Annotated in this window: 21 protein-coding genes; 6 read left to right on the top strand and 15 right to left on the bottom strand. The window is 59.3% G+C overall.

Annotated elements, in window-relative coordinates; translation table 11 throughout:
• Nucleotides 1-103 precede the first annotated feature (103 nt).
• Nucleotides 104-1,750 (bottom strand): electron transfer flavoprotein-ubiquinone oxidoreductase, encoded by a 1,647-nt coding sequence (locus ACR0AA_RS09490; protein ID WP_480755895.1) that lies wholly within the window; start codon nucleotides 1,748-1,750, stop codon nucleotides 104-106.
• Between the two features lie 135 nt (nucleotides 1,751-1,885).
• Complete coding sequence (gene soxR, locus ACR0AA_RS09495) at nucleotides 1,886-2,341, bottom strand: redox-sensitive transcriptional activator SoxR (protein ID WP_480664213.1); 456 nt, start codon at nucleotides 2,339-2,341, stop codon at nucleotides 1,886-1,888.
• A 90-nt stretch (nucleotides 2,342-2,431) separates the two neighbouring features.
• Between soxR and ACR0AA_RS09500 the strand changes: the two genes are divergently transcribed.
• The 3 genes from ACR0AA_RS09500 (at nucleotide 2,432) to ACR0AA_RS09510 (ending at nucleotide 4,430) form a co-directional block, all read left to right on the top strand.
• Nucleotides 2,432-2,812: a VOC family protein gene (locus ACR0AA_RS09500; RefSeq protein ID WP_480664215.1), complete on the top strand. Its 381-nt coding sequence runs from the start codon at nucleotides 2,432-2,434 to the stop codon at nucleotides 2,810-2,812.
• A gap of 140 nt (nucleotides 2,813-2,952) precedes the next feature.
• Nucleotides 2,953-3,423 carry a transcription elongation factor GreA gene (gene greA, locus ACR0AA_RS09505; RefSeq protein ID WP_480664217.1) on the top strand — a complete coding sequence of 157 codons (471 nt, stop codon included), beginning with the start codon at nucleotides 2,953-2,955 and terminating at the stop codon, nucleotides 3,421-3,423.
• 14 nt (nucleotides 3,424-3,437) lie between these two features.
• The gene (locus tag ACR0AA_RS09510) at nucleotides 3,438-4,430 is read left to right on the top strand and encodes a hypothetical protein (RefSeq protein ID WP_480755896.1); all 993 of its coding nucleotides are present in this window, start codon (nucleotides 3,438-3,440) and stop codon (nucleotides 4,428-4,430) included.
• Here the strand turns inward: ACR0AA_RS09510 and ACR0AA_RS09515 are convergent, their stop codons facing one another.
• From ACR0AA_RS09515 to ACR0AA_RS09535, 5 genes are all read right to left on the bottom strand, one after another.
• The gene (locus ACR0AA_RS09515; protein WP_480755897.1) at nucleotides 4,431-5,696 is read right to left on the bottom strand and encodes a molybdenum cofactor synthesis domain-containing protein; all 1,266 of its coding nucleotides are present in this window, start codon (nucleotides 5,694-5,696) and stop codon (nucleotides 4,431-4,433) included.
• Nucleotides 5,693-6,184 (bottom strand): molybdopterin-guanine dinucleotide biosynthesis protein B, encoded by a 492-nt coding sequence (mobB, locus tag ACR0AA_RS09520; RefSeq protein WP_480755898.1) that lies wholly within the window; start codon nucleotides 6,182-6,184, stop codon nucleotides 5,693-5,695. The genes ACR0AA_RS09515 and mobB overlap by 4 nt, the downstream gene beginning before the upstream one ends.
• Nucleotides 6,181-6,825, bottom strand: a complete 645-nt coding sequence (gene mobA / locus ACR0AA_RS09525) for a molybdenum cofactor guanylyltransferase MobA (RefSeq protein ID WP_480755899.1) — start codon at nucleotides 6,823-6,825, stop codon at nucleotides 6,181-6,183. Before mobA ends, mobB begins: the two co-directional genes overlap by 4 nt.
• A 59-nt stretch (nucleotides 6,826-6,884) precedes the next feature.
• The gene (locus ACR0AA_RS09530) at nucleotides 6,885-7,838 is read right to left on the bottom strand and encodes an AEC family transporter (RefSeq protein ID WP_480755900.1); all 954 of its coding nucleotides are present in this window, start codon (nucleotides 7,836-7,838) and stop codon (nucleotides 6,885-6,887) included.
• A gap of 111 nt (nucleotides 7,839-7,949) precedes the next feature.
• Nucleotides 7,950-8,891 (bottom strand): formate dehydrogenase accessory sulfurtransferase FdhD, encoded by a 942-nt coding sequence (locus ACR0AA_RS09535; protein ID WP_480755901.1) that lies wholly within the window; start codon nucleotides 8,889-8,891, stop codon nucleotides 7,950-7,952.
• Between ACR0AA_RS09535 and ACR0AA_RS09540 the strand changes: the two genes are divergently transcribed.
• Together ACR0AA_RS09540 and ACR0AA_RS09545 are read left to right on the top strand one after the other, a co-directional pair.
• Nucleotides 8,890-9,606 carry an AzlC family ABC transporter permease gene (locus tag ACR0AA_RS09540; RefSeq protein ID WP_480664231.1) on the top strand — a complete coding sequence of 239 codons (717 nt, stop codon included), beginning with the start codon at nucleotides 8,890-8,892 and terminating at the stop codon, nucleotides 9,604-9,606. The genes ACR0AA_RS09535 and ACR0AA_RS09540 overlap by 2 nt on opposite strands.
• A complete protein-coding gene (locus ACR0AA_RS09545) occupies nucleotides 9,603-9,935 on the top strand; it encodes an AzlD domain-containing protein (protein WP_480755902.1) in 333 nt (110 codons plus the stop codon). Before ACR0AA_RS09540 ends, ACR0AA_RS09545 begins: the two co-directional genes overlap by 4 nt.
• Here the strand turns inward: ACR0AA_RS09545 and ACR0AA_RS09550 are convergent.
• From ACR0AA_RS09550 to ACR0AA_RS09580, 7 genes are all read right to left on the bottom strand, one after another.
• Nucleotides 9,924-10,556, bottom strand: coding sequence for a hypothetical protein (locus ACR0AA_RS09550; protein WP_480664234.1), 633 nt, complete (start codon nucleotides 10,554-10,556; stop codon nucleotides 9,924-9,926). The genes ACR0AA_RS09545 and ACR0AA_RS09550 overlap by 12 nt on opposite strands.
• Nucleotides 10,557-10,574: 18 nt before the next feature.
• Nucleotides 10,575-10,709 carry an aa3-type cytochrome c oxidase subunit IV gene (locus ACR0AA_RS09555; RefSeq protein WP_480664236.1) on the bottom strand — a complete coding sequence of 45 codons (135 nt, stop codon included), beginning with the start codon at nucleotides 10,707-10,709 and terminating at the stop codon, nucleotides 10,575-10,577.
• A 68-nt stretch (nucleotides 10,710-10,777) separates the two neighbouring features.
• Nucleotides 10,778-11,338, bottom strand: a complete 561-nt coding sequence (locus ACR0AA_RS09560; protein ID WP_480755903.1) for a hypothetical protein — start codon at nucleotides 11,336-11,338, stop codon at nucleotides 10,778-10,780.
• Entirely contained in the window at nucleotides 11,325-13,193 is a 1,869-nt protein-coding gene (locus tag ACR0AA_RS09565) for a glycerophosphodiester phosphodiesterase family protein (RefSeq protein ID WP_480755904.1), read from the bottom strand. The genes ACR0AA_RS09560 and ACR0AA_RS09565 overlap by 14 nt, the downstream gene beginning before the upstream one ends.
• A gap of 36 nt (nucleotides 13,194-13,229) precedes the next feature.
• Nucleotides 13,230-13,682, bottom strand: a complete 453-nt coding sequence (locus tag ACR0AA_RS09570; protein WP_480664243.1) for a DUF6173 family protein — start codon at nucleotides 13,680-13,682, stop codon at nucleotides 13,230-13,232.
• 4 nt (nucleotides 13,683-13,686) lie between these two features.
• Nucleotides 13,687-14,733, bottom strand: coding sequence for an MBL fold metallo-hydrolase (locus tag ACR0AA_RS09575; protein ID WP_480755905.1), 1,047 nt, complete (start codon nucleotides 14,731-14,733; stop codon nucleotides 13,687-13,689).
• Nucleotides 14,733-16,436 (bottom strand): acyl-CoA dehydrogenase family protein, encoded by a 1,704-nt coding sequence (locus ACR0AA_RS09580; protein ID WP_480755906.1) that lies wholly within the window; start codon nucleotides 16,434-16,436, stop codon nucleotides 14,733-14,735. Before ACR0AA_RS09580 ends, ACR0AA_RS09575 begins: the two co-directional genes overlap by 1 nt.
• Before the next feature lie 156 nt (nucleotides 16,437-16,592).
• Here ACR0AA_RS09580 and ACR0AA_RS09585 point away from each other — a divergent pair, with 156 nt between their 5' ends.
• On the top strand, nucleotides 16,593-17,525 hold the full coding sequence (locus ACR0AA_RS09585) for an L-threonylcarbamoyladenylate synthase (RefSeq protein ID WP_480755907.1): 933 nt from the start codon (nucleotides 16,593-16,595) through the stop codon (nucleotides 17,523-17,525).
• On the opposite strand, the gene ACR0AA_RS09590 is transcribed toward ACR0AA_RS09585, so the two are convergent.
• The gene (locus tag ACR0AA_RS09590; protein WP_480755908.1) at nucleotides 17,526-18,080 is read right to left on the bottom strand and encodes a YqgE/AlgH family protein; all 555 of its coding nucleotides are present in this window, start codon (nucleotides 18,078-18,080) and stop codon (nucleotides 17,526-17,528) included. It lies immediately after the preceding gene.
• Nucleotides 18,081-18,213 lie beyond the last annotated feature (133 nt).

Genomic DNA, 18,213 nt, shown 5'->3' on the forward strand with positions numbered 1-18,213 from the left:
AAAATCCTGCCTTGCTATCGTTGACTGGGCAACAAGCTAGGGCTTTGACCACAAAGAGGCAATGGCAGAGCCTTCACGACCCTGCCATTGCCCATGATTTCGCTTACATGTTGGGGTAGTTCGGTCCATCCCCACCCTGCGGCGTGGTCCAGGTGATGTTCTGGCTGGGATCCTTGATATCGCAGGTTTTGCAGTGGACACAGTTCTGGAAGTTGATGACGAATCGCGGACCGTCTTCGTCCTCGACCATCTCGTACACGCCTGCCGGGCAATAGCGCTGCGCCGGTTCGTCGTACTTGGGCAGATTCACTTTGACCGGGATTTCCGGGTCCGCCAGCTTCAGGTGGCAGGGCTGGCTTTCCTCGTGGTTGGTCATCGCGAAGGACACGTTGGTCAGGCGGTCAAAGGACAGCGTGCCATCGGGTTTCGGATAGTCGATGGGCTGATGCTTGCTGGCCTCTTCGGTCGACTCGGCATCGTTCTTGCCATGGCCCAGCGTGCCCAGCAGCGAGAAGCCCAGCGTGTTGGTCCACATATCCATGCCGCCCAGCACCAACGAGGCGGTCAGGCCGTATTTCGACCACAGCGGTTTGACGTTGCGCACCTTTTTCAGGTCGTCGCCGATGGCACCGTCGCGCACGTCGACTTCGTAGGCGGTCAGTTCGTCACCCGAACGGTCTGCCTTAATTGCGTCGTAAGCGGCCTCGGCTGCTGCCTTACCCGACAGCATCGCGTTGTGGTTGCCTTTGATGCGCGGCACGTTGACCATGCCCGCTGAACAACCCAGCAGCGCCACACCGGGCGCGACCAGTTTCGGCATCGACTGCCAGCCACCTTCGGTGATTGCACGCGCGCCATAGGCCACACGCTTACCGCCTTTCAGCAGGTCGGCCACCACCGGGTGGTGCTTGAAGCGCTGGAATTCCATGTAGGGATACAGGTGCGGGTTCTTATAGTTCAGGTGAACCACGAAGCCGACATAGACCTGATTGTTTTCAAGGTGATAGATAAACGATCCACCGCCCGCGTTGCTGCCCAGCGGCCAGCCCATCGTGTGCGTGACGCTGCCTTCCTTGTGCTTGGCCGGGTCGATCTCCCAGATCTCTTTCATGCCAACGCCGTATTTCTGCGGCTCTTTACCGGCAGACAGGTCGTACTTGGCAATGACTTCCTTTGACAGCGAACCGCGTACACCTTCCGACAGGAAGACGTATTTGCCGTGCAACTCCATGCCCGGCTCGGTCTGCGGACCATATGATCCGTCGGGCTCCAGACCGAAGACACCAGCGACAACGCCTTTGACTTCGCCATTGTCGCCATAGACCAGTTCGGAACAAGCCATGCCGGGGAAGATTTCCACGCCCAGCTCTTCGGCCTGCTCGGCCATCCAGCGGCAGACATTCCCCATAGAGACAATGTAGTTTCCGTGGTTGTTCATCAGCGGCGGCATCGGGAAGTTGGGGATGCGGATCTTGCCCGCCTCGCCCAGCATGTAGAAGTTATCTTCATGCACCGGCACGTTTAGCGGCGCACCTTTTTCCTTCCAATCCGGGATCAGAGCGTCCAGACCGCAGGGATCCAGAACCGCGCCCGAAAGGATATGCGCGCCCACTTCCGAGCCCTTTTCCAGAACCACGACATTCAGGTCGGCATCCAGCTGTTTCAGACGGATGGCCGCCGACAGGCCCGCGGGGCCTGCCCCCACGATCACCACATCGTATTCCATCGCTTCGCGTTCAATCTCGGCCATCGCGGGCTCCTTAGCTAACTTTCCGAATTGGCGCTTTCACTGCGTGGTCTGCGCAATATTGTTTCACGGCTGATTACATGGTCACAAAGACCTTGGTCAATCAAAACACGGCGTAACATTGCTGCAATGCGGCAGTTATGTATCCGGAGCGTCACCCATCAGGTATCTGGGACCGCTACCATGCGACTTGGCGCGGTCATCGGGGTTGTAAAGGGCGCATTTCGGCAGGCTAAGGCACCCGCAGCCGATGCAGCCGTCCAGATTGTCGCGCAACCGCATCAGGGTGTCGATTCGCTGGTCCAGATGCGCCCTCAGCCCTTTGCTGATATCTTGCCAATCCCGCGGTGTGGGTGTGCGGTTACCGGGCAGTCCTGAGAGCACTTCGCGAATCTCGGGCAGGGTCAGACCGAATTGCTGCGCGATCATGACAAAACTCAGCCGCCGGATGTCGGCGCGCTGATAGCGCCTTTGCCCGCCTGCATTACGCCAGGGCGCGATCAGACCCTGCGCCTCATAGTATCGAATGGCTGAAACCGCCAATCCGGTACGTTTTGCTAATGCGCCGATTGCCAGTCCTTCGGAAGCCGCCATTTCAACCTCGTAGAAAATTACCTTGACCTAAAGTTAGGTTTAGAAATTACGGTGAGTCGGGACAAGCCTCAAGACCGAAAAGGAGATCCCATGATGGCGACACTTGAACATACCAATTTCACCGTACGCGACCCCAAGGCTTCGGCGGCCTGGATGCAACAGGTGTTCGGATGGAAAACACGTTGGGAGGGCCCCGCCATCGCAGGCGGCTATACGGTCCATGTCGGCAGCCAACACACCTATCTGGCGCTTTATGCTCCCAGTGATCCGCAGCCATCCGGCGAAAGCAGTTATGATATCGTCGGCGGGCTGAACCATGTGGGCGTTCTGGTCGAAGATATCGACGCGACTGAGGACAAAGTGAAAAAGGCCGGGTTTACCCCTAAGTCCCATGCGGATTATGAACCAGGGCGGCGGTTTTACTTCAATGACGACAATGACATCGAATTCGAAGTGATTAGCTACGACTAGGCCGTAATCCGCGCGTCGCGCGACCAAGCCCCCTTGCAATTCACGCCTCATTTGGGTCAGGTATTTGACGACCCATCAAATCGCCCCGACGCTTGTCTCATGCGGCGGGGCGAAACAATTTATGCGTGGACGACAAGAACATGGAAAAAATTCCAATGACGCCTGCGGGCAATGCCGCTCTTGCGGCGGAGCTGAAAAACCTCAAGTCGGTCGAGCGCCCGGCGATCATCGAAGCTATTGCCACAGCGCGCGAACTGGGCGACCTGAAGGAAAACGCCGAGTATCACTCGGCCCGTGAAAAGCAGGGCTTCATCGAAGGTCGTATCAAAGAGCTGGAAGGCATACTGTCACTGGCTGACGTGATCGACCCCGCCAAGCTGACCGGCGCGATCAAGTTCGGTGCCAAGGTCACGTTGGTGGACGAGGACACGGACGAGGAAAAAACCTGGCAAATCGTTGGAGAGTACGAGGCCAATATTGAAAACGGCCTGCTCAACATCAAATCACCAATTGCACGCGCCCTGATCGGCAAGGAAGAGGGTGACAGCGTCGAAGTGCGCACTCCAGGTGGTGTGCGTTCTTATGAAGTTCTAAGTATCGAGTACGCCTGACCGGAGCGTTGACAATGTCAGAGCCCAAGCCAGAACAGGAGCCCGAACGGCCGACACCGCTGGGCATATATGATAAGCCAGCACAGCCTTCGGTGACCGCGATCGAGATCGTAGCCATTGCGCTCAGCCTGGTGTGGCTGATCGTGTCGGTCGTGTTTCTGGTACTGCCTGACAACGTCGATGGCGGAGGGTTCGTCGTGACCCTGCTGGCCGTGTTCATGCCAGTGGCGATGATCTGGGTCGCCGCTACCGCCATGCGCGCCAGCCGCGTCATGCGCGAGGAAAGCGCCCGGTTGCAAACCGCGATCGACGCGATCCGTCAGGCCTATGTCATCCAGCAACAGCGCTCGGCCAGTTTTCAGGAACGGGGCGTCAGCAAAAAGCTGGACGAAATCGCCGAAGCCACCAAAAAGACCGAAAGCGCACTGGCGACGTTTTCTTCGAAACGCACCGAGCCCGTACGCGATGGCGTTCCTGTCGAAGCCGGCAACCAAACATCTTTGGAGTTGGGAACCCCGGCTGAAGACATTGCGCCGCCCCTGACGACCGACATCTTTATCCGCGCGCTGAACTTTCCGGAAACGCAGGATGATACTGAAGGGTTCGACGCATTGCGGCTGGCGCTTCAGGATCGCAAGGTTGCGCAACTGGTGCAGGCCTCACAGGATGTTCTGACACTGCTGAGCCAGGAAGGTATCTATATGGACGATTTGCGCCCGGATATGGCCCGCCCGGAGATCTGGCGGCAGTTCGCGCAAGGTGGCCGGGGACGCGCTGTAGCAGCGCTGGGTGGGATCAGGGACCGGTCCTCGCTGGCGCTGACGGCGGCACGGATGAAGCAGGACCCGATCTTCCGGGACGCGGCGCATCATTTCCTGCGCCGCTTTGACCATATGATCGTCGAGTTCGAACCGGATGCCAGCGATGCCGACCTGACGGCCTTGGGCGACACAAGAACTGCGCGGGCCTTCATGCTTTTGGGGCGGGTCGCCGGGACCTTCGATTAACTAAAGCCCAAAGCTGCCGTACGGAATGAACCGGACCGGATCACCCGGCTGTATGTGACGCGCGCCATCCTCAATCTCGACCAACCCCTCGGCCCAACTGAGGCCGCTGATCCGGCCCGATCCTTCTGAAGCGAATACCTCGACCCGCCCATCGCGGACACGAGCACGCAGATATTCGCGCCGCCCCGGTTTCTTACGCTTTTCGAAATTGGCCGGCAGGTCGAAGCCCATCGGTTCGGACCACCCTTCCCCCGCCATCAGGCCCAGTGCCGGGCGGGCAAAGATCAACGTGCAGACTTTGGCGGCCACCGGGTTCCCTGGCAGGCCGAAAACGGGCGTGCCATCCCACATTCCAAGTGCCAGCGGTCGACCAGGTTTCAGCGCAATCCGCCATTCCTGCATTGCTCCCGCTTCGCGCAATAGGGCCGAGACGTGGTCTTCATCCCCAGCTGACGCTCCGCCACTGGTCAGGATCACATCCGCCAGTTCCGCCGCTTTGTTCAATCTGTTGCGCAGGTCCTCTCGGTCGTCCGAGACTCGCCCCATATCCACGGGCTGGAACCCCATCCTCTCCAACAAAGACAGCAACATCGGGCGGTTCGCGTCGAATATCTGACCGGGTCCAGCGGCGTCACCGGGCTCCACCAGTTCGTCTCCGGTCGAAACCACGGCGACCCGCAGCGTTTTGCGCAAAGGTACGTCAGAAATCCCCGTCGCTGAAAGCAACGCCAGATCGGCCGGGGTCAGCCTGCGCCCGGCTGGCAGAACCAAATCACCCATCGAGACATCCTCGCCCGCCTTGCGGGTGTTGGCGCCTTGTTTCAAAGGTCCGTGAAATGCGATGTGACCGTCCTGCACCGTCACGTCCTCTTCCAGTATCACCGTATCCACCCCAGGAGGCAGTGCCGCGCCGGTCAACACGCGCAATGCCGCACCCTGCTGCACGACACCGTCAAAAGGAATCCCTGCGGCTGCGCGACCTTCCTGCAAGGGTATTACCTGCGGACCACGCGGGGCAGCCCCGGCAAAGCCGTATCCATCAACTGCGGTGTTCGGCTGCGGAGGGTTCGACCGTTTGGCAAAAACACCTTCCGCCAATATTCGCCCCGTCGCCTGCGCCAGAGGTGCGGTTTCGACGGGCGTCACCACCGTCAGCCGATCCCGCAACAAGGCCAACGCATCGTCCACAGGTGTCCAGTTCACCCCAGCGGGCAAAGCGAAGCAGTCATTGCGCAGTGGCGGAGGAGAGATGTCCGGTTTGCTCATAATCCGACCTCTTGCAGGATGAAGTCTGCAATCGCCGCTGTATCATTCAGATCAAACACCGGAATATTTAGCTCCAGTGGCGTATCGCTGGCAACCGCTCGAACCGAGTCGTTTTCGTTGGCGATCAGCGGGTTGTTTGCTACGGCCCGAAATGCCTCGACCTTGGGGTGAGGTTCTCGTTTGAACCCTTCTATCAGCACCATATCGACCGGAGACAGACGAGACAGAAGTTCACTCAGAGACGGCTCAGGGGCACCGCGCAGCTCTTGCATCAGGGCGATGCGCTGACCCGAGGCCAAAAGCACCTCGGACGCGCCGGCCGCCCGATGGCGATAACTGTCCGTGCCGGGCTGGTCGACATCAACGGCGTGATGCGCATGTTTGACTGTCGAAACCGTATAGCCGCGCTCCGTGATTTCCGTTACCAGCCGCTCCATCAAGCCGGTCTTGCCCGCGTTCTTCCAACCGGTGATGCCGTAAACCCTCATGCCTGCTCCAGCAGTTCTTGCGCCCGTGCCAGATCGTCGGGTGTGTTCACGTTGAAGAATGGGTCGAACGGCTCGGCATCGAACAATGCCTCGCGCCCGTCATGCTTGTCGGTCCACAGCACAACCTTGCGCAGCCCGTGGTTCAAAGCCGCCCGCAAGTCATCGCGCAGAGCAACGGGCCACAGGCCAAAGGTCGGGTGCCGGTTGACCCGTTTGCCGCCGCCCGATTTCAGCGCCTCGTCACCGGTACGAGGTGTGGTCGCCAGAACCAATGGATGTACCTGCCCCTCGGCGGCCTGCATCAATCGCTCGGTCAGGTCGCACGGGAAAAAAGGCGTATCGGCGGCGGCGGTTACGATGCTGTCGGCCCCCTGCTCAGCCGCCCAGTCCAGCCCGGCCAAAACGCCAGCCAGTGGTCCAGCGAACCCTTCTATCGTGTCAGGCAGGACAGGCAGGTTCAGGTCTGCGAACCGCTCAGGGTCGCCATTGGCGTTCAACGCCAGCCTACCCACCTGCGGGCTCAAACGATCGATCACATGCGACAGCAGGCTTTGCCCGCCGATAGTCAGCAGGCCTTTATCCCCTCCGCCCATTCGGGTGGCGAGACCGCCAGCGAGGATTACTCCGAGAGGGGTAGTCATTGCTGCACCATGTTGCTTGCATCCAAGTGATCAATTGTTCGCAACTTTGTAGATCGAACTCAATTCAATTGGAACGCGGTTGGGTGCAGATGATGCAGGACAAACAGCCACAGGATCAACGTCCCTACCGCCAGGAACGACGTCGCGGACACTATGTGAGCTGCTAGCTGAGGCTCCTGATCGTAATGCTTGGCCAAAAGGAAAATGCTCTTCGCCGTGGGCGCTGCCGCAGAGACAGTCGCCGCAATGGTCCAAAGCGGATCCAGCCCAATCAGATGTGCCGCAAGCAGCACGAGCCCTGGAACAACGAGAAGTTTCATTACCGTCAGAAACAGGATCATCGGACCCGTCTGAACGATTGTGCGCACACTTGTCGTGAACCCGATCGCGAACAGAGCGACAGCTGCCAGCGCCTGGCTCATCAGTTCCAGATAGTCAGACACAGCCTCAGAAAACCCAATGCCCGTGAAGGAATATAAAACCCCCAACAAAGTCGCTGCGATAATCGGATTCTTCAGGACATTGAGAACGATCTTGTAGATGGGGGTCTTGGCACTTGCCTTGTGCCCCGCCGAGGTTTCGAGAACGGTGGTCATGATCAACAGCAGAATGGCGACAACAAGGTTCGCCAATACCGCCGGAAGCGCGCCCTTTGACCCGAAAATCGCATGGAGGATCGGCAACGCAACCAACGCAGTATTCGAGGCCACACCAGCGAACGCCAAAACGGTGGCCGAGCCGACCTGAAAACTTGTCAGCGCTTTCAGACCGATGAACAAGACAGCGAAGAGTGCCAGTATCGTACCGCCGTAGGACAAGTAGAAACCGTAGTTCAGAAGGTTCTCAAATTCCTCCTGACCAATCAGGTAAAACATGATGGCGGGGATCAGGACGTAAACCGCGAATTGCACCAGGGCATCCGACGTGTCCTCGCTCAGAAGTTTCGTCCACGAAAACACATACCCTGTCAGGATCACCGCGAAGACCGGTGCAATTAGGCTGATTAACTCCATAGCGTCCTTAGGTTGCTGACACCCGATGTTGCACTTCGATTTCCATCACCTTAGGGCATATCTTTTGGAATTCGCAGAGTTTTTTGAGAAAGACCGCGAGTTGAACGGAATTCAGGACTGAGAGCTTTTCCGTTTGTGCTTTTTATCTTCCACCGCAACGGTAGACGGATCCACATCGCGCACCAGACGATCTTCGCCTGACAAACACACAAATCGCTGCCCCCGCATGCGACCGATCAGGGTCAACCCGACTTCGCGCGCGATCTCGACACCCCACGCGGTGAAACCCGATCGAGAAGCCAGCACAGGAATACCCATCATCGCCGTTTTGATCACCATTTCCGATGTCAGACGGCCGGTCGTGTAAAGGATTTTATCCTCGGCCCCCTCGCCTTCGGACAGCATCCAGCCTGCGATCTTGTCGACTGCGTTGTGACGGCCAACATCCTCCATATAGACCAGAGGACGGCTTTCGTGGCACAGCACCGTGCCATGGATCGCACCGGCCTCAAGATACAGCGACGGGGTGCGGTTAATCTTGGCGGCCAGGTCATAGAGCCATGAGGTACGAACCTGAACCTGCGGCAGGCGCACGTCCTCAAGGCCCTCCATCATATCTCCGAATACGGTGCCCACGGCGCAGCCGCTGGTGCGGGTCTTTTTCTTCAGCTTGTCCTCATACGAGGTCTCGCGCGCCGTGCGAACGATCACGGTTTCCAGATCGTCATCGTAATCGACGCGCGTGATCTCATCATCGGCCAGCAACATCCCCTGATTGCGCAGGAACCCCAGCGCCAGGTATTCGGGATAGTCCCCAATTGTCATTGCCGTCACGATTTCCTGCGAATTCAGAAAGATCGTCAGCGGGCGCTCCTCAACCACCGAAATCTGGCTGATCTCGCCATTCTGATCGACACCTTCGACTGCGCGGGTCAGGCGGGCTGCGCCGGGATCGGGGGCGATGATGTAGTCTGACAGGTTCAGTTCCGTGGCCAATTGCAACCCTTTCCCAAGACGGCTACTGCTGCGGGGATCACCATAGGATTTTGCCATGGCAGACACCACATCCAAGTCATACTTCTGGAGGGGATTTCGCGACGGGACCCCGTTCATTTTTGTAGCGATCCCCTTTGGCACCCTGTTCGGCGTCTTCGCAACCGAGGCCGGTCTGAACATCGTGCAAACTATGGCATTCACGTCGACCGTCTTTGCAGGAGCTGCCCAGTTTGCCGCCCTGCAACTGCTGCAGGATCAGACACCCACGGCGATCATCCTTGTTTCTGCGCTGGCGGTGAACCTGCGGATGGCGATGTACTCTGCGTCGCTGACGCCCTATTTGGGGGCCGCCCCGATGTGGCAACGGGCGTTCGCCGCTTATCTGACCGTCGATCAATCCTACGCCTGCTCGATCGTGCAGTTCGAAAAAGAACCCAAGATGACCGTACCGCAACGCATGGCTTATTTCGTGGGCTCCGTCACGCCCATCACGCCGCTGTGGATACTCGCCACATATCTGGGGGCAGTGCTGGGGACTCGAATCCCGGAAAGCTGGGCACTGGATTTTGCTTTGCCGATCACGTTTCTGGCCATGATCGGCCCAATGATGCGAACCATGCCGCATGTCGTGGCTGCGCTGGTTGCTATTGTCGTGTCGTTGCTGACCGTCGCCATCCCTTACAATCTGGGCCTGCTGATCGCAGGGTGCGCAGGCATGATGGCCGGCGCACAGGCCGAATTGTTCGTCGAACGCAGAAAGGCCACGGCATGACTCCTGTTGATCCAGTCACAATCTGGACCATCATCATCGGGCTTGCCATTGGCAGCTATGGCCTGCGCTTTGTCTTCATCGGCCTGGTCGGAGATCGTCCGATGCCACCATGGCTGCTGCGCCACCTGCGCTATACCGCCGTGGCAATCCTGCCCGCTTTGATTGCGCCATTGGTTGTGTGGCCGACGGCAACCGAAGGCCAACCCGACATTCCCCGCATGGCTGCAGCGGCCGTAGCACTGACCGTCGGGCTGGTCACTAAGAACGTCTTGGCGGCAATCTTTAGCGGTGCTGGAACCCTGTACGGGTTGCTGTACTTACTGGGTTAAGGCCGTATCCAGTTGATTCAGGCGCGCGTTGTTGAAGGCCAAGCCTTTTTGCAGGTCGGCGTCGTCGTTTTCACGATATTCGGTTGTAACAACACCCGGCAACTGACCGAACTGTTCTGACAGTTTGTTCGGGAAAAAAGTCACGTCGATCTGTTCAAGCCCCGGAACCTGTTGCAGCAAACTGGCGGTAGAGTTCGCACAGAAAGACCCCGCAACCGGGCCGGATTGCTTGGCCAGCTGCAACGCAATCTCAGCCTGCTGAGGGCTCACCTCAATCGTTTGAATACGTGCGAAATGCGTTTCGCGCGCGTGCGAGCTGCGATAAGCGCGTTCAACAGCCGGCGTGATGCCGTACAACACGTCGTCCTTGACGGGCACGATATCCGCGCGGAATGACCCCGCAGGGTCAAAGATCACGCGCTCGCTGCCGCTGATCATCAGCGATGTATGCGCACCTGACCCGCTACGCGTATTGACCATCGTATATAGCGTCAGCGTCGAGGGTCCCGGATCACGATAGGATCGGGAAATAATCTCTGCCTTGTCGGCCTGTGGACGCTGCGAGCCTGTGCAGCCAGTAACAGTTGCTGCCAGCAGGCAGGCAATCAGAATCCGGATCACGGTGAACCCCGTTTTGGATTAAGAGGCGAAGACCGCCAGGAACAGGCAAAGGAAGACAATAGCAACCACGCACCATGTGGTGGCCTTGATGAACCCTTCAAAGGTCTTGGTTTGAACGGTGATGTCCATTTCGCCGTGCTTGTATTCAGCCATGAGTCTCAGATTCCCAGTTCGCGTATTTCAAATGTTGGATAATGGAAAATCCGAGGCCTGTCACCACGTCATTCGCGCGCAGGGGACAAAGCTTGAAACACCGAACAGCCCGGATAGCCGAAACCCCACCGCCAGGGCAGGCCCGAGCAGGGCGCGCCGCCGAATCGGACGGCGGTATACATCGCCTCGGCTGTGACGGAATGCGCAGTGCGAATCTGCGCGGCTGTCATGTCATAGCGTTCCGCATATTCCTCGGCATGGTCTTCTCCGTGCTGCGTGACACAGGCGCGCAACGTCTCATCTGCGGAAAGACGCGCGTCATAGCTGTCTTCTGCTCGCAACCCTCCGCCCGCGTGGTGATAGGCGCGATCATGGATCACGCAGCAGTATTCCCAAGGTGGGTGCGCCTCGTAGAGCGCCTGAAAGCTGGGAAAGGTGTCTGCAACAAATCGCCAACTGGTCGACAGCCCGCCCGAACAGCCATCCGTTTCGAACGGGGTCAGCTCCCCGTCACCGCGCTGTGCCATCAAAGCCCGATGCGCCGGCAGCTCGAAACTGCGCATAAAGTCCTGCGCAACTGCCGGGCCAGCCATCAGCAAGAGGATGACCGCAAGATTAAGGGCTTTCATCGCGCATAACCTCGGTATCAACGGACATGCCGAAGGTGGTCGCCATCCACAGCAGCAACCGCTCTGCCGGTCCCATTTCCGCACGCACACGCAGAACTTCATTTGCCATCGCAGGGCGGTCGGTGATCAACCCATCCACCCCCATCGAGGCCATGGCGGACATTTGCAGCGGATCGTTCACCGTCCAGACATAGATATCCTTGCCTGCCGCGTGGACCGAATTTACCAAACCCGGCGTCGCCATCGCTGCGTTCACGGCAACGAAATCGCCCTCAAGCCCAGACAGATCGCCCACGGCGGTCGCGGCCAGAACCCCGGCCCGCCAGTCGGGGCGAATTGACTTCATCTTTTGTACCGCGGGGTACTTCAGCGACATCGTGGCAATGTCGTCCTGCATGCCAAGCTCCTCGACAATGGCGACAACGCGGTTCTCCAGATCGACGTCGTGACCATAATACTTGAGCTCGATGATGACCTTTGCCTTGCCTTTGGCGACCTCCAGAACATCGCGCAGGGTCGGCGTCCGTTCATCCGCATATTCGGGGCCAAACCAACTGCCGATATCGATCTCCGCCACGTCCTCCATAGTCGCGTCCCAGACCTTGAGGTTCACGCCTGCCAGCTTCATGAAATCGCTGTCATGGGCGACAATCACCACACCATCCACCGTTTCCTGAACATCAATCTCGACCCAATCCGCCCCGTCCTCAATCGCCTTGAGGACCGCGGCCATGGTGTTTTCTGGCCGTAACGCCGCTGCTCCGCGATGGCCGATGACCTCGGCCCGGTCGGGGGCTTGCACCCGTTCCAAGAGGTGCTGACCGGACCACAACCCGATCAAGACCGCGACGGCTGCCGCGCCAACGGCCGCGAACAATGGGATTCGCAGACTGCCCGGCTCAGGATGGGGCGGTTCCGATGTTTCAGTCTCAAAGAACCCATCCAGCAACACGGCCAGTGCGCCAAGCGCTGTGGCCGCCAGAACCAAACCGGCCAGCGACCAGATTCCGGCAACGCCAAGGCTGTAGATCAACGCCAGCCTTAGGTTTGCCGCCCCCTGAAGCGGCACCAGCGCGAACAAAAGCCCCGCCACCCAGGCGATCAGCGCGGCAATGACAAGGCGCATCCCCAGCCATATGGCCAATTCTGTTTTGAGACGACCGCGTTTGCCCTCCATCCGGTTGGCGCTGATGTTGAACGCATGCCCCGGATGGACGCTTTCGAACAGAACCAGATGCAGGGACAGAGCCCAGGCCGACAATCTGCGGATCAGCACCCAAGCCATCAGCAGCACAACGACACCGATCAGGATAACTGCCACCCAGAATGAGGGTGGATGGAAAGTGAGGTAGTAGTTGATGTCGTATTCGGTCAGCGTCCACCAGGCGATGACCGCAGAAACAACCGCGAAGGGTAGGATCAACAGCAAAACGCGTAGGACAAAGCGTACAGCGAACCCAAACAGCGCAGGCAGGCGTGACAGGATCAGTCCGATGGCGGAACTGCCCGCCCGCCATGGATCGGATTCGCCCATACGCAATGAGCCCGCCATGACCGAGAACACAAAGACCTCGGCCAGCAGGAACAGGCTGAGGACGGCAATGGCCGCGATGAAACCGGCCGGCGACAGGATGAACGCTGCAATAGCCTGATCCGTCAGCGCGGTTTGATTGGATAAGCTCACCGCCAGGTTCACGGCAATGGCCACACCTGGTGCGATCAGGGCAACCAGCAGCAGGCGCACGACGATATAGATCGGCACAAAGACGCGACGGCGCGCCCATGCCCGTCTGTAGGCAGTTGAAACGGCTGAGAAATGTGTCACGCGCTGCGCCCCCTCGAATGGTGCGCTCATTCAAGGCTGCGCAGACGTGAATTGCAAGTCAGGCGATCAGCTTTCTTCCAGATCGGCCGCCAGCCGGAAACCGATGCGATTTGCGGGCTTGTCCTCGACCGATTTGGGCAAGGCCCGCAGCATCACGTTCAACTGGCTGACATGCTGCACCAGCTGGGTTCGCGCACCCGTCGCATCCGATCCGTAAAAGGTGATGATATCGGGGTCGAAATACCCCATGCCTTCGATCCGCATGACCCCGGCATCGCCGCCGGTGAACCCCATGGCGACCTCTTGATCGCCGGTCAGGGTCTTTTCGAAATTCTGGATATAGAGGATCAGGCGTTCATATGCCCATTGAGCCGGGCTTTTGGTCTCAACCGGCTTTTGCAGCGGACCGGGTAAGTCCTTGGCACCAGACGGCGATTCAGGGTTCGCATGCACCTCGTAGCAACGCGGCAAGGCCGCGGCTTCGGCGGCTTCGGCCGATGTTTCGATCTGATCCTGCATGGCTTTACCCTTTGCGTTGAAACTCCCACGCCCCGTCCGCGCGACGCGTCCGGGTGACAGTTCCAATGTGGTAAAGATGGTTCAGATGTGCAACCGCTTCGACCAGCGCGAGGCCATACTCGCCCTCGCTGATCTGCCGTTTGAACAAGGGCATAAAGCATTCGGCAGCGGTTTTGGGCTGATCCAGATAGTCCTGCAAACGATCCAGCGCGCCATGGTGGTTGGCGATCAGTTGCTTCATCCGCGTAGGCAATCCGGTGAACGGCAGTTTGTGCCCGCCCAGCGCCAGATGATCCGGTCGCGCCAAACCCTGCAGCCGCTCGCAGGCCTCAAGCCATTCGGCAACCGGGTCGGCCAGAGGTTCAGTGACATAGACACCTAGGTTCGGACTGATCGAGCTGAGAACCTGGTCGCCAGTGATCACAAGATTGTCGTCACGGCTCCAGAAGGTCGCGTGTTCGGGCGCGTGGCCATTGCCCATGTGCACATCCCAGTCGCGACCGCCTATGCGGATGACACTGCCCTGCTTGATCCGGGTAAAGCCCAGCGGCATGGGATAGACCGTATCGCAGTAGTTGAATGGGCGCTCGGCCATCCGCTTGGCCAGAACTTCTGGTGCCATACCGGCGCTGCGGTAATAGTCCAGCGTTTCCTGCGGCCAGCTTTCCTGAACGTCCAGTTGCAGCATGCGGGAAAACAACCAAGACGTCCGCGACGCGACCAGTTCTACGCCGTGCTCGGACTGAAACCAGCCCGCATTTCCCACATGGTCGGGATGGTGATGCGTCACCACAACCCGGTTGATCGGCTTGCCGCCAAGTGGGCCCGACATCAGCTTTTCCCAGATGCGCCGGGTCTTGTTCGACGACATGCCCGTATCGATCACGGTCCAGCCGTCGCCATCGTCCAGCGCGTAGATATTGACGTGATCCAGCGCCATAGGCAGCGGCAACCGCATCCAAAGCACACCCTCGGCGATTTCGATCGCCTCACCCTCGGCCGGAGGTTCGGGCCACGGGTACCGGATCGCCAGAGGTGTATCGCCGTCCATCAGCCTGCAAGCTCCTCGGCGCTGAGGCCATAGACATCGTCAGCCCCGTTCTGCGCCTGCGCGAGCAGACCGGCATATTCGGGCAACAACGCGTTGATGTAAAAGCGCGCCAGCTTGAAACGTGGGCCTCTCGGTTCGGCCAATGCCGCTTTGAGGTGGTAATGCGCCCCCAACACCCGGGCAAACGCATGCAGATACGGCACCGCGCCAGCAAATCTGTTGTTCATCTCGGACTGCGCGACCATCCACTCAGTGGTCTCGCGCAAGCTCTCCGTGGCTTCCCAAACCGGACCCGCCAGTTCGGGCATGGTGGCCCGAGCCTCTTCGGCGTGATCCTCGATCTCATCCAACAGACGCGAGGCCGCTTCACCACCATCCATCATCTTGCGCGCCACAAGGTCCATGGCCTGAATGCCGTTGGTGCCCTCGTAAATCGCGGTCACACGGACGTCGCGGTAGTACTGGGCCGCACCGGTTTCCTCGATAAAGCCCATGCCACCGTGCACCTGAACGCCGGTCTCGGATACGCGCATACCTGTCTCGGTACCGAAGGCCTTGCCGATCGGCGTCAGAAGGGCGGCGCGAGCGACCCAATCCGCATCACCAGTTGCATTTGCCATATCGATTGCAGCGGCGTTGGCCAACATGATGGAACGCGCGGCGAACGTGTCCGCGCGCATGCTCATCAGCATGCGACGCACATCCGCGTGGTCGATTATCGTGCCAGAGGGCGTCTTGCCCTGCTTGCGCTCCAACGCATAGGCCAGCGCATGCTGATAGGCACCTTCGGCTGCACCCACGCCCTGACCTCCAACGCCCAGACGCGCGTTGTTCATCATTGTGAACATCGCGGCCATCCCGCCATGTTCCTTGCCGATAAGCCAGCCTTTTGCCCCGTCATACTGCATCACGCATGTCGGTGAGCCGTGCAGGCCCATTTTGTGCTCCAGCGAGACAACCTTGAGATCATTGGCCGCGCCGGAATTACCGTTCTCATCCGGCAGGTACTTGGGCACCAGAAACAGCGAAATCCCTTTGGTTCCAGGTACTCCGTCCGGCAACCGCGCCAGAACCAGATGGCACACATTCTCGGCAAAATCGTTATCTCCCCATGAGATAAAGATTTTCTGCCCCGAGACAGAATAGGTTCCATCGCCATTCGGTTCCGCTTTCGAGGTCAGCGCACCCACGTCCGACCCGGCCTGCGGCTCGGTCAGGTTCATCGTGCCCGACCACTCGCCCGCCATCATCTTGGGCAGATACAGCGCCTTAAGCTCATCGCTGGCGTGATGTTCCAGCGCCTCGATCTGGCCCTGAGTCATCAGCGGCGCGAGTTGCAGCGACAGGCAGGCCGCCGACATCATCTCGTTCACGGCAGTCGTCACGGTCATCGGCAGGCCCATGCCTCCGTATTCCGGATCACCGCTCATCCCGATCCAGCCGCCTTCGGCAATGGCTTTCCAGCCATCGGCATACCCGGGCGAGGTGCGCAGAACGCCGTTTTCCAGCCGCGCGGGTTCAAGATCACCAGGGCGTTGCAGAGGGGCCATCACCTCTTCGCACATTTTCCCGGCTTCGGTCAGAATGGCACTGACCACGTCCTCGCTGGCTTCCGAGAATTTCTCGGTCGCGGCGATCTGGTCAAAGCCGATCGCGTGGCGGAACAGGAACTCATAATCAGAAATTGGCGCGCGATATGGCATGTCTTCCCTCGGGGCTGTCTGAGTGGCGTTTACGCCGGCGGGCTTGGAATTTCCAGCGCCCGCGTTTATGCATCTGGGTTCAGTCGATTACGTATCGGTCCACATGCTACACGCAATCAAAACGCGGCGTCACCACCCATGATCCCTAACGGCACAATGAGTTTACCCGCCGATCCGGCTGGAATCGCAGAGGCTGCGGACCTTCTTCGTCAGGGGCTTCTGGTCGCCATCCCAACCGAGACGGTTTACGGCCTTGGTGGGGATGCGCGGAATGGGGAAGCTGTGGCCAGCATCTATGCCGCCAAGGGGCGTCCCAGTTTCAATCCGCTAATCGCACATGTCGCCTCAGTTGAGGCCGCCCAACGTTTCGTAACATGGTCCGTTCAGGCCGAAGCGCTGGCCAATGCGTTCTGGCCCGGTCCGCTAACGTTGGTCCTGCCGCTGCGCCCGGGTCACGGGATTTCGTCTTTGGTGACTGCCGGACTGGAAACTCTGGCAGTCCGCGTTCCGGCCCATCCGGCAGCGCGTGCCCTGTTGACCGAGTTCGACGGGCCTGTCGCCGCCCCGTCGGCCAATCCGTCGGGTCAGATCAGCCCGACAACCGCAGAACACGTGTTATCTGGCCTGAACGGGCGCATTGCGGCGGTATTGGATGACGGCCCCTGCGGCGTTGGCCTTGAGAGCACAATCGTCGGCCTGTCCGGTGAGCCTGCGCTGCTGCGCCCTGGTGGTGTCGCACTGGAACAGATCGAAACTGTTCTGAACACACAGCTGCATATCCACAAAGCCGGGGACGCGCTGAACGCGCCCGGGCAATTGCAATCGCATTATGCTCCGGACGCACCTGTCCGTCTGAACGCAAACTCCACTCAGGGAGACGAAGTTGTGCTGGGGTTTGGAGCGGTGGATTGTGATCTGAACCTGTCTGCGACCGGCGACCTTACCGAGGCGGCCGCAAATCTGTTTGCCGCCCTGCACACATTGAATGACACTGGTCGACCCATCGCCGTCACGCCAATTCCGGATCAAGGGTTGGGCGCTGCCATCAATGACCGGTTGCGCCGCGCTGCGGCCCCGCGGCACACCTGATCAGGCGCGCCCTGACTCGGCCGACAGGATCAGCGGGTCGACACCCAGAGTGGCCAGCGCGGCCTCCCATTTCTCATCGTCGGGAACATCGAAGACCAGCTTGGACGACGCTTCGGTTGTCAGCCAGCCGTTCATGGCGATCTCATCCTCAAGCTGCCCCGGACCCCAGCCCGAATAGCCCAGCACCAGTGTCGAGTTCAAAGGACCCCTTCCCGACGCCAGATCCTCGAGGATGTCCAGCGTCGCAGTCATACTGAACTCATCTGTGATGTGCATGGAATGCAGGTTCGCCTCGTAATCCGAGCTGTGCAGGACGAACCCTCGCGACATCTCGACCGGTCCACCGAAGTGTACAAGGCGTTCACCCACGACCGGTATTCGGCAAGGGATATTGAGCTGGCCCAAAAGGGTCTTGATCCGCAGGTCCGAAGGCTTGTTGATTATCAGCCCCATGGCGCCATCTTCACCATAGCTGCACAGGTACACCACCGAATGGTCAAAGCGTGGATCGCCCATTCCGGGCATCGCAATCAACAGTTTACCGGTAAGATCCATAGGCCGACATCTCTTGCTGGGTCTTATTCAACAATGACCCTTGGTCACCGGTAATGGCAAGGGATCAGCGCATATTTCCGCAGATTTCATTCGGGTGACCGGAACGTGACTTGGAATCCCGGTCCTTACAGCG

The organism is Ruegeria sp. CE8 (assembly GCF_056537465.1).